The sequence below is a fragment of the Robertmurraya mangrovi genome, assembly GCF_034427655.1.
Taxonomy (GTDB): domain Bacteria; phylum Bacillota; class Bacilli; order Bacillales; family Cytobacillaceae; genus Robertmurraya_A; species Robertmurraya_A mangrovi.
Map to the genome: position 1 here is coordinate 65,423 of NZ_JAXOFX010000013.1, position 15,826 is coordinate 81,248.

The following is a 15,826-nucleotide window of genomic DNA, read 5'->3' on the forward strand; positions in this document are numbered from 1 at the left end:
AAAAGCTTATTCTATATGATTTGTATAGATTGATTAATTTGCATCCCCTAGATTTTCAATACCTTAGTCGGCTTCATTAAGCCAACTTTATGGGGATGATGCTGATAAATGGCCAATGCTGTACCTTTAGAGTCCTGTACAACAATGGGTCCTGACACTTCCGTTAGTTCTTCTGGAATATTTAGGACTGAACCATTTAAAACTTTCTCACTTAATTTATCACTTATTTCATATTTCGGCAAATGTAAAAGCGCGGCCTCCATTGGTCTAATAAATTCCTGAATTGTGCCTTCTTCAAGCTTTTTGCTCACCTCTTCAAGAGTTAAGCAATCTTCTAATGAAAATGATGCTGATTGAATTCGTTTTAGATCAGACATATGGGCTGGGTAACCTAAAGATTCTCCAATCATAACGGCAAGTGTTCGAATATATGTCCCTTTGCTGCACGCTACTTTAAATCTAAATTGAATCGTTTCACCTTCAAATTCTTCTCTATCATCTAGGAGCTCAATTGAATAGATAGTAACTTTTCTCGATGGTCTCTCTACTTCGATTCCCTGTCTCGCATATTCATAGAGCCTTTTACCGTTAACTTTAACGGCTGAATACATAGGTGGTGTTTGAGTAATTTCTCCTGTTAAGCTCGACAAGACTTCTAAAATTTCTTTCCTTGTGAAGGTTCTATCTACTATTTTTTGTTCAACTACTTCTCCAGAAGCGTCTTCTGTTGTGGTTGAGAATCCAATCGATACTTCCCCTTCGTAAGATTTACCTGCATCTGTAATGTATTCTGCTACTTTAGTAGCTCGTCCTAAACAAATCGGTAATACTCCTGTTACATCAGGATCTAGAGTACCTGTATGACCGATTCGTTTCATTTTTAAGATTTTTCTGAGTTTAAATACGCAATCGTGGGAGGTCATACCTTTTTCTTTATAAAGCGGTAAAATTCCTTCCATTTGTAATCCTCCGTTCAAGTTGTCATTATATGTATGAATTCATCGTTATATTAAGAAAAGGATAGACAAAGTATGTCTATCCTTTTATCCATATTGTATCTGAATGGAGATCCAAGGTATTATAAAAGTTTCTTGCTATAGAAGCCCGTTGATTTCCGCTCCGGACACTTGCTTTCCGCAGGGAGGGATGGGAGCCTCCTCGGCGTTCCGCCTGTGGGGTCTCCCATTCCCTCTACTTCCTGCAGGAGTCAAGTGTCCTCCGCTCCAATCAACTCGGATTAGTTTAAACAACAACTATAACAAAAGTATTTAAATTAACCTTTAAATTTCCTGCTCACTATCTTTTGTTTTGTCTTCTCTTTGAATTTGGTGTAGGAGTGTGTCGATACGGTTTCCGTAGTCGATGGACTCGTCGAATTCAAAGATGATTTCTGGAGTTTTTCTTAAGCGGATTCTTTGGCCAATTTCTGAGCGAATGAATCCTTTTGCTTTTGCTAAACCTTTAAGCGTGTTTTCTTTCTGTAGGTCATCACCTAGAACAGAAATAAACACTTTTGCTTGTTGGAGATCTCCTGAAACTTCCACATCTGTTACAGTAACAAAACCGATGCGTGGGTCTTTTATTTTTCGGCTAATAATCTCGCCTAATTCTTTTTTCATTTGTTCTCCAACACGATTAGATCGAAGGCTCATAGTATGTCACCTCTTTGTTCAGTTCTTATGAGCAGTACGATAAAAATGAAAATCGTATTGGTAATTTTATTTTTACCTCTCAAAGAACAAAAAATGTATTTAAAGCCACTCGATATCCGTGATGGTTCGTTCTATCTCCGGAAACGAGTCAATAAAACTTAGAGCATGTTGTAATTCTCTTTCTGTTGACACCCCAGAGGAAGATACAACCACGATTGCAAGCTTCGTTCTCTGCCATACATCTTGAAAGTCAACCTCTGAAACAGAAACATTATATTTCTGCTTCAGACGTGTCATAATCCTCTGTAACACAGCTCTTTTGTCTTTTAAAGAATGTGCATCGTAAATGATACATTCACAGGCTGCTAAGCCAACTATCATTAACGTTCCACTTCTTCCATAATATATGCTTCAATGACGTCTCCTTCTTTTACATCATTAAAGTTTTTAATGGTAATTCCACATTCGTACCCTTGGCTTACTTCTTTTGCATCATCTTTGAAACGTTTTAATGCATCGATTTCGCCTTCGAATACCACGATTCCATCACGAATGACACGAACACCGCTGCCACGAGTGATTTTACCATCTGTAACGTAAGAACCTGCAATTGTTCCAACTTTAGAAACTTTGAATGTTTGACGAACTTCCGCTTGACCAGTAATTTTCTCTTGGAACTCAGGATCAAGCATTCCTTTCATCGCTGCTTCAATTTCTTCAATTACTTTATAAATGATTCTGTGTAAACGGATATCTACTTCTTCTGTATCAGCTGCACGCTTAGCGTTGTTATCTGGACGTACGTTAAATCCAATAACAATAGCATTTGAAGCAGAAGCTAAAGTGATATCTGATTCGTTAATCGCACCTACGCCAGTGTGAATGATTCGAACATTTACACCTTCTACGTCAATTTTTTGTAAAGCAGCAGCTACTGCTTCAACAGAACCTTGAACGTCACCTTTAACAATTAAGTTTAAGTCTTTCATTTCTCCTTGTTTCATGTGCTCAAACAGATTTTCAAGACTAACTTTTGTTTTCTCACTTCTCTGTGCTTGTAACGCTTGTTGCGCACGAGTTTCCCCGATAGAACGAGCAGTCTTCTCGTCTTCAAATACAACGAAACGATCTCCCGCAAGTGGTACATCATTTAATCCAGTAATCTCTACAGGAGTGGATGGACCTGCTTCTTTAACACGACGCCCAACATCATTTACCATTGCACGTACACGTCCAAACGTTTTACCAACAACGATTGGGTCTCCAATACGAAGTGTTCCGTTTTGAACTAGAAGTGTTGCGACTGAGCCTCGACCTTTATCAAGTTGAGCTTCAATAACGGTACCGATTGCTTTTCTCTTAGGGTTAGCTTTGTATTCTTCGACTTCACCTACAAGAAGAATCATTTCTAAAAGAGAATCAATACCCTCGCCTTTTAAAGCTGAAAGTGGTACGAAAATCGTATCTCCACCCCAAGCCTCTGGCACTAAACCATGCTCTGTTAACTCTTGCATCACACGGTCAGGATTGGCAGACTCTTTATCCATTTTATTAACAGCTACGATAATTGGTACCTCTGCCGCTTTAGCGTGATTAATAGCTTCAACTGTTTGAGGCATTACTCCATCATCTGCAGCTACAACTAGAACAGTGATATCCGTAATTTTCGCTCCACGAGCACGCATCGTTGTAAAAGCCGCGTGACCTGGTGTATCAAGGAAAGTAATCTTTTTACCGTTCTCCACTACTTGATATGCACCGATATGCTGAGTGATACCACCCGCTTCGCCAGCTGTTACTTTCGTGTTTCGAATAGAGTCTAATAAAGTTGTTTTACCGTGGTCAACGTGACCCATGATTGTTACTACAGAAGGTCTTTCAACAAGGTCATCTGATTCGTCTTCCGTGAAGTAAACCTCTAAATCTGTCGTATCAATTTTGATTTCCTCTTCGACTTCAACGTTGTACTCAGCACAGATTAACTCAATGGCATCTTTGTCAAGAACTTGGTTAATCGTAGCCATAACCCCAAGTAAGAATAATTTTTTAATGATTTCTGAAGGCTCTAAGTGTAGCTTTTTAGCTAGTTCAGCAACCGTTAAAGATTCGCTAAAAGTAATTTTAGCAGGTAATTCTTTCTTTTTAGGTGGTTGTGGTTGGTGTTGTTGTCTAGATCTGTTTTGATTTTGGTTATTGTTTTTATTTTTGTTTTTATTTTTATTGAACGCTTTGTTTTCTTTCGACTGGTACTCTTGTGCACCTTTTTTACTATCATTTGCTTTAACAACATTAGTCTTAACTTTTACTACAGCAGGTGTTGAAGCACGGTCATCGTCTTCGAAAGCAGCTGCCTTTGTTTTAGGTTGAACATTTTGTTGAGGCTTTTGTCCTTGAGGTTTTTGTTGCTCTTTAGCCGGAGCTTTCTTTTCCTCTTTTTTATTAAATAAGCTATCTAATTTTTTCACTGTATCATCTTCTATTGTAGTCATATGGTTTGAAACCTCGATATCCATGTCTTTTAATTTTGTAATAATTTCCTTGCTGGAAATATTATGTTTTTTTGCATATTCATATACTCGCATTTTACTCATTAATACACCCCCGCTAGATTTAATCGAGCAACGTCATTAGCTTCTTGGCAAATCCCTCATCTAGAACAGCCACTACTACGCGGGCTTCTTTACCGATCGCTTGACCGAGCAAAAAACGGTTTTCTACTAATTTATAAGGAATATTATAGGATTTGCATTTGTCCGTTACTTTTTTGTTTGTATTAGCAGATGCATCCGCTGATAACAAAACAAGTTTCGCTTTACGGTTCTGAATTTCCTTAACAGAAAGTTCTTCACCAGAAATAATTTTACGCGCTCGATTGGCTAAGCCAAGCAATGACATCCACTGATTTCCGTTCATTAGGATAGTCGTTTCTCCTTCTCAATGAGCTCTATAAGCTCTTCATATATACGATCATCCACTTTGACTTCTAAGTGGCTAGATAAAACATTCTTCTTCTTTGCTTTTTGTACAGCTTCCTCTGTTTTAGAAAGATATGCTCCACGACCTGATTTTTTTCCAGTTAAGTCGATGGAAACCTCTCCCTCTTTAGAACGAACGATGCGAACCAAATCTTTTTTTGGCCTCATTTCACCAGTAGCTACACATTTTCGCATAGGTACTTTTTTACGAGTGTTCACGATCATTCACCTCAATTATTCGTTATCTTCAACATAATCTAGATTTAGATTAGTGTCATCAGTTTCAGGCTCATCATCGTTAAAGGATAAAATCCCTTCTTCACGAGGAAAAATACCTGCTTCTCTCGCATCTGTTTCAGACTTTATGTCAATTTTCCATCCTGTTAACTTAGCAGCAAGGCGGGCATTTTGTCCGCGTTTACCGATAGCTAAAGATAACTGGTAATCTGGTACGATAACCGTTGTCGCTTTCTCTTCTTCGTTCACCATTACATCTAAAACCTTTGATGGACTTAGAGCGTTTGCTACGAAAACAACTGGATCTTCTGACCACTTAACGATATCAATTTTTTCACCTTTTAATTCGTTAACAACAGCTTGAACACGAGTTCCTTTTGGACCTACACAAGCTCCTACTGGATCCACTTCTGGATTATCCGAATGAACAGAAATTTTGGAACGGTCTCCAGCTTCACGAGCAACAGATTTAATTTCAACTGTTCCGTCGTAAATCTCAGGAACTTCAATTTCGAATAACCTCTTTAATAATCCAGGATGAGTTCTCGATACAAAAATTTGTGGACCTTTTGTTGTTTTCTCCACTTTAGTGATGAAAACTTTAATACGGTCATGTGGCTTGTATCTTTCATTAGGCATTTGCTCGTTAGCTGGTAAAATAGCTTCAATTTTCCCAAGGCTTACATAGATAAATTTAGAGTCAAGACGTTGAACAATCCCCGTCATAATGTCTTCTTCTCTATCAATGAACTCAGAATAAATGATTCCTCTTTCAGCTTCACGAACGCGTTGAGTGACAACTTGTTTCGCTGTTTGAGCTGCGATACGTCCGAAGTCTTTAGGTGTAACCTCTAACTCTACTACGTCTTCTATCGTATAATTTGGGTTAATTTGTTGAGCATCCGCTATCGAAATTTCAAGACGAGGATCAAATACTTCGTCAACAACCTCTTTACGTGCGAAAACTCTCATCGTCCCCGTACCAAGATTTAAGTCAATTCTTACATTTTGTGCTTGATTAAAATTGCGTCGGTAAGCGGAAATTAATGCTGCTTCAATGGCTTCAATGATTACGTTACGCGATATTCCTTTTTCTTTTTCAAGCAACATCAGAGCATCTAACAGTTCACTGCTCATGAGTTGTATCCCCCTTCATACTTTATCAATCTTACTTTTAGTAAAATTTTTAGTAAAATTGTTCAGGCTATTTATTTTTAAAGATATGAATAAAAATCTTATACATACTAGAGAAGCTCTATTTTTAATAAATAGAGCACCATTAAAAACTTATGAGAAAGTCACAGCTAATCTGGCACTAGCTACCTTATTAAATGGGATCACAATGGACTTCTTTCTCGTTTTAATCTTTATTTCAACGGTTACTGTCTCACCATCAAAGCTAGTTAAGACACCCTCAAATACTTTTTCACCGTCAATCGGTTCGTACGTTTTTATATACACATTTTTACCAATGGACTTTTCATAATCTGTTGCTTTTTTTAAAGGGCGTTCAGCACCAGGAGATGATACTTCCAGGAAGTAGTTATATGGAATAGGATCTAGCTCGTCTAGTTTCTCACTTAACCGTTCACTTACGATTCCGCATTCCTCAATGTCAATTCCCGTATCTTTGTCTACAAATACGCGAAGGAACCAATCTCTTCCTTCTTTCACATACTCAACATCGACTAATTCTAAGTTAAGATCATCTAGTATCGGAGTAACTATGTTTTCAACCACTTCAATCACTTTGCTCATTTTATCCCTCCTTAAACATACACTCTGCTTGCCCGTGATTAAAATCTATATATTGTAAAAACACAAGGCTGTTAACGTAACTTGTTGACTGCTAAGGTCTATTGTCTTAGCGGGAAAAATTACGATAAAGAGCTTTATTATTAATAATTTTGTTCGTAGACCGGTTTCCTATTCGAATAACGAGTCAACCTTATGCTTTAAGGATGTAACGATTTGATAAGAACTAATTATATCGTTCCCTTTTATTATGTATGTGTTCAAAAGAAATCGAACAAAAAAACCGTGCATGATTAAAAGCATATGAAAGAAAATAGGTGTAAACAAACGAAAGAGTGGGGTGACCCCACTCTTGTCTACGAGAGTTATCTTTAGTATTTCCAATAAAACTATAACATAACCAAATATTTAATGCAAATGGAATAGCTGTTGTAGCCATTTTTTTGGAAGGAGGTTCAACTAAAAGGTTAGTGAAATTTTCACTAATTTTTTACTAGAAAAGTGACAACTGATTTTGATCTGGCAGTGCCTCTAAACAACCGTGGTTGTCTAGGAATTCTATAATGGTCTTCGAGACCTTACCTCTTTGCTGTAAGTCCTCTTTAGAAAGGAACTCTCCCTCTTGTCTTGCTTTAACAATGTTAATCGCCGCATTCGTACCTAACCCTGGAATAGAATTAAACGGCGGTATTAATGAATCTCCATCAATAATAAACTCTGAAGCACTTGAGTTATAAAGATCTACTTTTTTAAACGAAAAACCTCTTTGACTCATTTCTAGAGCAATTTCCATAACGGTTAAAAGGTTTTTCTCTTTAGTAGAAGCTTCAAGCCCTTTATCATTAATTTCTTCTACCTTCGCTCTAATGGCTTGTGGGCCTTTTACCATGGCATCAACATCAAAGTCTTCCGCACGAACCGTGAAGTATGCTGCGTAATATAAAAGCGGATGATGGACTTTAAAGTAAGCAATACGTACTGCCATTAAAACGTATGCGGCAGCATGGGCTTTCGGGAACATGTATTTAATTTTCTTACATGAATCGATATACCACTCTGGAACTTCATTTTTACGCATTTCTTCTTCCATTTCATCACTTAAGCCTTTACCTTTACGAACAGACTCCATAATTTTAAAAGCAAATGACGGTTCTAGTCCTTGGTAAATTAAATACACCATGATGTCATCACGACAACCGATTACTTCACTTAACGTACAAGTTTTATTATAAATTAATTCCTGTGCATTCCCTAACCAAACATCCGTACCATGTGACAATCCTGAGATTTGAACAAGTTCAGAGAACGTACTTGGTTTTGTGTCCTCTAGCATTTGACGAACAAATCGAGTACCAAACTCAGGAATCCCTAGAGTACCTGTTTTACACATAATTTGTTCTTCTGTTACACCAAGCGCTTCTGTTCCGCTAAAAATTTTCATCACTTCTGGATCATCCGTAGGAATCGTCTTTGGGTCAATTCCACTTAAATCTTGAAGCATACGGATAACGGTCGGATCATCGTGTCCTAGTATATCAAGTTTTAACAAGTTATCATGGATGGAATGGAAATCAAAGTGCGTCGTTTTCCATTCTGATGTCTTATCATCCGCTGGAAATTGAATTGGAGAGAAATCATATATATCCATATAATCTGGAACAACAATGATACCCCCTGGATGCTGACCAGTTGTTCTCTTAACACCTGTACATCCGGAAGCTAACCTTTCCACTTCCGCACCACGCAGTTGAAGGTTGTGATCTTGTTGATATGCTTTTACATAACCAAAAGCTGTCTTATCGGCAACTGTACCAATCGTTCCAGCTCGATAAACATACTCCTCACCGAACAGTACTTTCGTATAGTTATGGGCACGAGGCTGATATTCACCTGAGAAGTTTAAGTCAATATCGGGTACCTTGTCTCCTTTAAATCCTAGGAATGTTTCGAACGGAATATCGTGACCGTCTTTTTTATATCTGCCGCCACAGTTCGGACAATTTTTATCAGGCAAGTCAAATCCTGAGCCTACTGAACCATCATTAAAGAATTCAGAATGCTTACAATGTGGACAAACATAATGCGGAGGTAATGGGTTTACCTCTGTAATTTCTGTCATCGTCGCCACAAATGAAGAACCTACCGATCCACGAGAACCAACAAGGTATCCATCATCTAGCGACTTTTTAACAAGCTTGTGAGAAATCAAGTAAATAACCGCAAACCCGTGTCCAATGATACTTTTTAGTTCTTTTTCTAAACGTGCTTCTACAATTTCTGGAAGCGGCTCACCATAAATTTGTTTAGCCATAGAGTAACTCATATTACGCATTTCTTCATCGGCGCCTTCAATTTTAGGCGTGTAAAGATCGTCCCTAATCGGTTTAATCTTTTCAACCATATCAGCAATTTTATTCGTGTTCGTAACAACAATTTCTTTTGCTTTTTCTTTTCCTAAAAATTGAAACGCGTCTAACATCTCATTCGTCGTTCTAAAATGGACATCAGGTAGCTCATGACGATTTAATGGATTGGCTCCACCTTGAGAACTTACTAATATTTTTCGATAGATCTTGTCGTTTGGATTTAAATAATGGACATTTCCTGTGGCAACCACCGGGATTTCTAGCTTATCTCCTAAGTTAACCACATTTTTAATAATATCCTCTAAAGAAGCCTCGTCACGAACTAATTCTAATTCGATTAGATGTGAATAAACTTCTTTTGGATGAACTTCAATATAATCATAAAATTTAGCAGTCTCTTCAACCTCATCTGGGGATTTTTGCATCATTCCTTCAAAAACTTCCCCTTTATCACAGCCTGATCCTATTAAAATCCCTTCTCGATGCTTGACTAAAACAGAACGAGGAATTCTAGGAACACGATAGAAGTAATTCATATGTGATATAGATATTAGCTTGAATAAATTTTTAAGTCCGACTTCATTTTGAGCTAGTAACGTACAATGATAGGGACGAGCACGTTGATAAGCGTTTCCTTGACCCATATTATCATTTAATTGATTATGATATTCGACACCTTTTTCTATCACATCTTTTAACATAATCATTAATAAATAACCGGTAGCTTCTGCATCATAAATGGCACGGTGATGCTGAGTTAGTTCAACTTTAAACCTTTTTGCTAGAGTATTTAGACGGTGGTTTTTCATATCTGGGTAAAGAAAACGTGCCAGTTCCAATGTATCAATGACTGGATTTGTCGCTTTGCCTAGTCCACATTGTTTGTAACCAACATTTAAAAATCCCATATCAAAGGATGCATTATGGGCTACAAGAACCGAATCTCCAATCCAATCATGGAATTTCTTAATAACTTCTACCACTTCTGGAGCATTTACGACCATGTCGTCCGTAATCCCTGTTAACTCAATGGTAGTAGCTGATAGTGGATGATGTGGATTCGCAAACGACTCAAATCGATCAATGATTTCACCTTGCCTAATTTTAACGGCGGCTAATTCGATGATCGTATCATAGACAGCTGATAAACCAGTCGTCTCAACGTCAAAAACAACATAAGTATCATCTACTAGTAGTCGGTTGGAATCGTTATAAGCAATCGGTACTCCATCATTCACTAGATTAGCTTCTAATCCGTATAACACTTTAATATCATGTTTCTTACCTGCCCCAAATGCCTCAGGGAACGATTGAGCAACCGCATGATCCGTAACGGCTATGGCTTTATGGCCCCATTTTTTTGCTTGTGCTATTAAGGAACTAACAGATGTAACAGCATCCATTTGACTCATAGGGGTATGAAGATGTAACTCTACCCTTTTTTCATCCTCTGATGCTGTATCTTTTCGCTCAACTGGTTTTATCTCATTAATGTCATTACCAATCATCACTAGGTCGCGAACAAAGGTGTCGTTTTGAATACTTCCTCTAACCTTTACCCACATACCCTTTTGAACTCTTTCAAAAAGAGCGGCATCTTCTTTATCACGAGAAAACATTTTGACCATAATGGAACTCGTATAATCTGTAACTTTAAAGGTTAATAGGGTACGACCACTGCGAAGTTCTCTCGTTTCCGCTGCAAAAATGTAACCCTCTATCGCCACGCGACGCTCTTCATCCACAATCTCTTCAAGCTTTCTATAATCCGCATCATCTTTGATCGTTAAACCAATGGTAAGCGGGCCCGACATATCTACCCCATCAGCTGAGTCTTTCTCAGCTTCTTGCTTCTCCATTTCTATTAACGCCTGAAGTCCTTTTTCTTGATCTTCTCTTTGTTTCGCTAGTAAAAATTGTTCATACTCCGCGTTTGATGAACTTTCATTAACTTCAGTATCCACATTTAATAATGGAAAACCATAGCCTTGATAAGCATCGGTAAGAATATTAACGTATTTTCGTTTAATAGCTAAACCTTCTAATTCATTATTTACATTGATAATAAGCTTCGTTCCTTGAACTTTCGGAACTTGCTCATTTAGTAACTTCGCTAAAGGAGGAGAAATGCCATCTATTTCTTGAATACAAACTCTCCAATAATCTATAATCAGCTCTTCTGTACACCCTTGATCTCTAACTTTTAAAGAAAAAGTTGTAGCAGCAATATGGGAAAAGGTCTTCTGTAATTGGACCGTCAACTGATTTAGTACAGAATAAGGCAATATTTTTTCAAACATGAAATGAAAATGCCATTTCTTTGCCACTTTTTCTATTACTACTTTTTCTATTTCCCCTTGTGCAAAATATGGAACAAGGGCATCATCTGTAAGTTGAAGCTGCTGGAGTAGTAGTTGGAACCTCTCTCTTTTACTAGAGGTATCACTCATCAACCCATCTCCCCTCTTTATCTATTTATTTATCTATTTAAAATTTGATTAGTTAAAACAAGCATAGGTTATTATATCATAAAAGAATCTACCTGTTCTTATGAATTTATTCCATATAAAAAGCGGGAACCAAAGAACTTGGGAACCCGCTTTTTATTTTATAGTGTAGTGATAATTTGAGAAATAGTTTCTAGAAGTTGATCTTTATGAACTTCCTGCATTTCTCCTGTTTTACGAATTTTCACTTCAACAATACCTTCTGCTGCTTTCTTACCAACTGTAACACGAATTGGTAAACCTATTAAATCTGAATCAGCAAATTTAACGCCTGGTCTTTCTTGTCTGTCATCTAAAAGGACATCATAGCGATTTTGCTTGAATAACGAATACAGTTCTTCAGCAAGAGCAGATTGGTTCTCGTCCTTCATGTTAATAGCAATTAAGTGAAGGTCAAATGGCGAAACACTTGTTGGCCATACTAGACCGTTGTCATCATTGAACTGTTCTGCCACAGCAGCCATCGTTCTAGAAACCCCAATCCCATAACAACCCATAATCATATGCTGGGATTTGCCGTTTTCATCTAAGAATGTAGCACCCATTGATTCACTATATCGAGTTCCTAATTTGAACACATGTCCAACTTCAATCCCTTTAGCAAAAAGAATAGTACCTTGTCCATCAGGAGAAGCATCCCCTTCTTGGATAAAACGAAGGTCTGCAAAAAGGTTTACCTTAAAGTCTCGTTCAACATTTACATTTACGTAGTGATAATGCTCTTCATTTGCACCGCAAACACCATTCACGATTGCTTCAACAGCATGATCCGCTACAACATCAACCTTTGTTACATTAACCGGACCGATAGAACCTACTGAACAGCCTAATACTTCTTTTGTTTCCTCAGCCGTAGCAAGCTCAACTTGGCTTGCTTCTAACACGTTTTTAAGCTTAATATCATTTACTTCATGGTCACCACGCACTAACACTAATACATAACGCTCGTCCACTTTAAAAAGTAATGATTTAATACAAGCTTGAGGTGAGACAGATAGGAAGTTTGTTACTTCTTCGATTGTTTTAATATTTTCTGTATGGACTTTCTCCATAGCTTTAAGTTCTTCATTACTTTTTTCATATTTTGCAACAACAGGCGCCATTTCAATATTGGCTGCATATTCAGATGTGTCTGAGTAAGCAATCGTGTCCTCTCCAACATCAGATAATACCATAAATTCATGTGTATCTTTACCGCCCATTGCACCAGAATCAGCAATTACAGCGCGGAAATTTAATCCACAACGTCTAAAGATGTTGGAGTACGCAGTAAAAATTTTATCATAAACGTCATCTAAACTTTCTTTTGTTGAGTGGAATGAGTAAGCATCCTTCATGATAAATTCTCGCCCACGTAATAATCCAAATCGAGGACGTTTTTCATCACGGAATTTTGTTTGAATTTGATAAAGAGTCAAAGGTAGTCTTTTGTAAGATTTTACTTCATCACGGATCAAGCTAGTAATGACTTCTTCGTGTGTAGCTCCTAAAGCAAAATCTCTTTCGTGACGATCCTTCATTCTCATTAATTCAGGACCATATGTATACCAACGTCCAGACTCTTGCCATAATTCAGCTTGTTGCAGAGCAGGCATTAATAATTCTACTCCACCGGCATTGTCCATTTCTTCACGTACGATCGATTCAACCTTTTGAAGTACTCGTTTAGCAAGAGGAAGGTAGCTATAGATTCCACTTGCATTTTGTTTCATAAAACCTGCTCTTAATAGAAGTTGATGGCTTTTAATTTCAGCATCGGCTGGTACTTCTCTAAGAGTAGGAATAAATGTCATACTTTGTTTCATTTTCTGCACCTCTAATTAATATATAAAATTATGTTGGCTATCCCTATTAGAGATAGCCAACACTAACACTTTCGGAAATAATTGATTTTTATAAGAAAAATCTTTGAATATCGTTCCAAGTAACGACTAGCATTAATAACATTAGTAGAGCAAACCCGATAAAGTGAACCATACCTTCTTTATGTCTATCAATTGGTTTCCCTCTTAATGCTTCAACAGCAAAGAACATTAATCTTCCGCCATCTAATGCAGGGATTGGAAGTAGGTTCATAATACCTAAGTTAATACTTAAAATTCCTGCCCATTTCATTAGGTAGTAAATTCCCGATTTTGCTACTGTATCAGTTGACACATAAATACCAACGGGACCTGATAGTGCATCGATTGAGAACTGACCTGTGATTAATTTTCCTAGCATTGAGAAAATTTCTATAGTCCAGAAATAAGTCTCTTTTGCCCCATAGGTAACGGCTTTAATTGGTGATTTTTCCATCGGGCTGTAGACACCAATAATTCCGATTTTTTCTCCTTCTACTTCTTGTTCTTTAGGAGTAACAGGAATCGTTATTTCAGAACCTTCACGCTCAACAATAAAATCCAGTTGTTTTTCTGGGCTCTTACGGATAATTTCCACTACATCAGCCCAGCTAGAAACCTCTGCTCCTCCAACACTTTGAACGATATCCCCTTCTTTTAGTCCGGCTTCAAGTGCCGCGCCTTCAGGAGTGATTTTTCCAAGTATCGGTTCATTTGTTGGAATACCTTGCATAAATGCAATGATAACAAAGACAACAAAAGCAAGGATAAAGTTCATCATCGGACCAGCAAAGATAGCCATTGTTCTTTGTCCTAATGTTTTAGAAGCAAATTGACGATCATAAGGGGCGATAACCGTTTCAACATTATCTTCAACTAGATGTGCCGTTCGACTAATATGGAAGGTCTTCAACTCTTCCTCTTCGCCCTCTTCGTATCCTTTAATAATAAGGTCATGTTCGATATCAGCGTACTCGACTTCAATAATTCTAGCATTAGGATGTTTTTCTTTGTTATTTAGTAGAATTTTACTTACTTTTTCTTGTTCATCAAATAATAATCCAATTCGGTAACCAGGTTTGATCTCAACCATTTCAGGATCTTCCCCTGCCATTCTAACAAATCCACCGATTGGCAATAATCTGATCGTATAAATCGTTTCCCCTTTTCTATGAGAGAAAACCTTTGGCCCAAAACCTATAGCAAACTCTCGACATAGGATTCCTGCTCTCTTCGCAAAAACAAAATGTCCAAGTTCATGGAAAAATACTAATGCCCCAAAAATAACGATAAAGGCTATTACTGTACTCAAATGATGACCACCTTTATTTTAGAAGTGTATTTACATAGTTCCTTGTTTCCTGATCTATTTCTTGAATAATTGGAAGACTAGGATTGTTGATGTTGTCATGGTTAGTTAAGGCTTTTTCAATTAAGTCCTCAATTTGTAAGAAGGTAATCTTCCCTTCTAGGAAATGAGCAACTGCTGCCTCATTAGCAGCATTCAGCACCGTTGGTAAAGTTCCCCCTGCCTTCCCTGCTTCATAAGCAAAACGTAGACAACGAAAACGCTCAAAATCCATCTCTTTAAAGTGCAGTTTACCAATCTCGGCCAAGTTTAATCGATTGGCTGTTTTCAATGGCAAACGATCTGGAAACGTAAGAGCATACTGTATAGGCACTCTCATATCAGGTGTACCTAATTGAGCCATAATACTACTATCATGGAACTCAATCATAGAATGAATAATGCTTTCTCTATGTAATAACACATCTATTTTTTCATAACTAATATTAAAGAGCCAATGTGCTTCAATGACTTCTAATCCTTTATTCATCATGGTAGCTGAATCAATGGTAATTTTAGCACCCATCGACCAGTTTGGATGATTTAATGCTTCCTGAACGGTCACGTCTTTTAATTCATCCCTCGTTCGATCTCTAAAGCTACCACCAGATGCTGTTATAATCAGCCTCTCAATGTTCTTTTCTCTTTCACCTTGTAGAGCTTGGTAAATTGCAGAATGCTCACTATCTACCGGTAAAAGAGAAACGCCATTCCGGTTTGCCGCTTCCATGACTAAATGACCAGCAGTAACAAGTGTTTCTTTATTTGCAATAGCAATCGTTTTTTTCGCTTCAATTGCTTGCAAAGTTGGTTGAAGACCAACACTTCCTAATACAGCGTTCACAAGTATACTAGCTTTCTCATAAACCGCTACTTCCGTAAGACCCTCGTGACCATATGTAAAATTGACCTGAGGAAATTCTAGTTTTAAAGTATCCGCTGCTGACTTTTCCATTACAGAAACAAGTTCAGGTTGATGTTCAGCAATTATTTTACGGGTTAGAGGTAGGTTTCGTCCAACAGAAAGAGCTACTACCTTAAACTCTGTAGGATGTTCCTTAACGACATCTAGAGTTTGTGTTCCTATAGAACCCGTTGCTCCTAATAAACTAATGTACTTCATGTCCATTCAACTCCTATTGCAA

General features: G+C 37.6%; 12 protein-coding genes. All 12 read right to left on the reverse strand.

The features are described from left to right. Positions 1 to 47: 47 nt before the first annotated feature. Positions 48 to 959, reverse strand: coding sequence for a tRNA pseudouridine(55) synthase TruB (truB, locus tag SM124_RS17075; protein ID WP_322447728.1), 912 nt, complete (start codon positions 957 to 959; stop codon positions 48 to 50). A gap of 321 nt (positions 960 to 1,280) precedes the next feature. Next, entirely contained in the window at positions 1,281 to 1,652 is a 372-nt protein-coding gene (gene rbfA, locus SM124_RS17080) for a 30S ribosome-binding factor RbfA (RefSeq protein WP_322447729.1), read from the reverse strand. 99 nt (positions 1,653 to 1,751) lie between these two features. Beyond that, complete coding sequence (locus SM124_RS17085; RefSeq protein WP_322447730.1) at positions 1,752 to 2,033, reverse strand: DUF503 domain-containing protein; 282 nt, start codon at positions 2,031 to 2,033, stop codon at positions 1,752 to 1,754. Next, entirely contained in the window at positions 2,033 to 4,243 is a 2,211-nt protein-coding gene (infB, locus tag SM124_RS17090) for a translation initiation factor IF-2 (protein WP_322447731.1), read from the reverse strand. Before infB ends, SM124_RS17085 begins: the two co-directional genes overlap by 1 nt. A gap of 19 nt (positions 4,244 to 4,262) precedes the next feature. Next, positions 4,263 to 4,565, reverse strand: coding sequence for a YlxQ family RNA-binding protein (locus SM124_RS17095; RefSeq protein ID WP_322447732.1), 303 nt, complete (start codon positions 4,563 to 4,565; stop codon positions 4,263 to 4,265). Then, complete coding sequence (gene rnpM / locus SM124_RS17100) at positions 4,565 to 4,846, reverse strand: RNase P modulator RnpM (protein ID WP_322447733.1); 282 nt, start codon at positions 4,844 to 4,846, stop codon at positions 4,565 to 4,567. The genes SM124_RS17095 and rnpM overlap by 1 nt, the downstream gene beginning before the upstream one ends. Positions 4,847 to 4,861: 15 nt before the next feature. Further along, a complete protein-coding gene (nusA, locus tag SM124_RS17105; protein WP_322447734.1) occupies positions 4,862 to 6,001 on the reverse strand; it encodes a transcription termination factor NusA in 1,140 nt (379 codons plus the stop codon). A 150-nt stretch (positions 6,002 to 6,151) separates the two neighbouring features. Further along, complete coding sequence (rimP, locus tag SM124_RS17110; protein WP_322447735.1) at positions 6,152 to 6,622, reverse strand: ribosome maturation factor RimP; 471 nt, start codon at positions 6,620 to 6,622, stop codon at positions 6,152 to 6,154. Positions 6,623 to 7,112: 490 nt separating this feature from the next. Next, positions 7,113 to 11,435 carry a PolC-type DNA polymerase III gene (locus SM124_RS17115; protein ID WP_322447736.1) on the reverse strand — a complete coding sequence of 1,441 codons (4,323 nt, stop codon included), beginning with the start codon at positions 11,433 to 11,435 and terminating at the stop codon, positions 7,113 to 7,115. Between the two features lie 158 nt (positions 11,436 to 11,593). Then, complete coding sequence (locus tag SM124_RS17120; protein WP_322447737.1) at positions 11,594 to 13,297, reverse strand: proline--tRNA ligase; 1,704 nt, start codon at positions 13,295 to 13,297, stop codon at positions 11,594 to 11,596. A gap of 88 nt (positions 13,298 to 13,385) precedes the next feature. After that, positions 13,386 to 14,645 carry an RIP metalloprotease RseP gene (gene rseP, locus SM124_RS17125; RefSeq protein WP_322447738.1) on the reverse strand — a complete coding sequence of 420 codons (1,260 nt, stop codon included), beginning with the start codon at positions 14,643 to 14,645 and terminating at the stop codon, positions 13,386 to 13,388. 13 nt (positions 14,646 to 14,658) lie between these two features. Beyond that, a complete protein-coding gene (locus tag SM124_RS17130) occupies positions 14,659 to 15,804 on the reverse strand; it encodes a 1-deoxy-D-xylulose-5-phosphate reductoisomerase (protein ID WP_322447739.1) in 1,146 nt (381 codons plus the stop codon). Positions 15,805 to 15,826: the final 22 nt, after the last annotated feature.

Coding starts and splice junctions, on each gene's coding strand:
- truB (WP_322447728.1), bottom strand. CDS start 959: ATGGAAGGAATTTTACCGCTTTATAAAGAAAAAGGTATGACCTCCCAC.
- rbfA (WP_322447729.1), bottom strand. CDS start 1,652: ATGAGCCTTCGATCTAATCGTGTTGGAGAACAAATGAAAAAAGAATTA.
- SM124_RS17085 (WP_322447730.1), bottom strand. CDS start 2,033: ATGATAGTTGGCTTAGCAGCCTGTGAATGTATCATTTACGATGCACAT.
- infB (WP_322447731.1), bottom strand. CDS start 4,243: ATGAGTAAAATGCGAGTATATGAATATGCAAAAAAACATAATATTTCC.
- SM124_RS17095 (WP_322447732.1), bottom strand. CDS start 4,565: ATGAACGGAAATCAGTGGATGTCATTGCTTGGCTTAGCCAATCGAGCG.
- nusA (WP_322447734.1), bottom strand. CDS start 6,001: ATGAGCAGTGAACTGTTAGATGCTCTGATGTTGCTTGAAAAAGAAAAA.
- rimP (WP_322447735.1), bottom strand. CDS start 6,622: ATGAGCAAAGTGATTGAAGTGGTTGAAAACATAGTTACTCCGATACTA.
- SM124_RS17115 (WP_322447736.1), bottom strand. CDS start 11,435: ATGAGTGATACCTCTAGTAAAAGAGAGAGGTTCCAACTACTACTCCAG.
- SM124_RS17120 (WP_322447737.1), bottom strand. CDS start 13,297: ATGAAACAAAGTATGACATTTATTCCTACTCTTAGAGAAGTACCAGCC.
- SM124_RS17130 (WP_322447739.1), bottom strand. CDS start 15,804: ATGAAGTACATTAGTTTATTAGGAGCAACGGGTTCTATAGGAACACAA.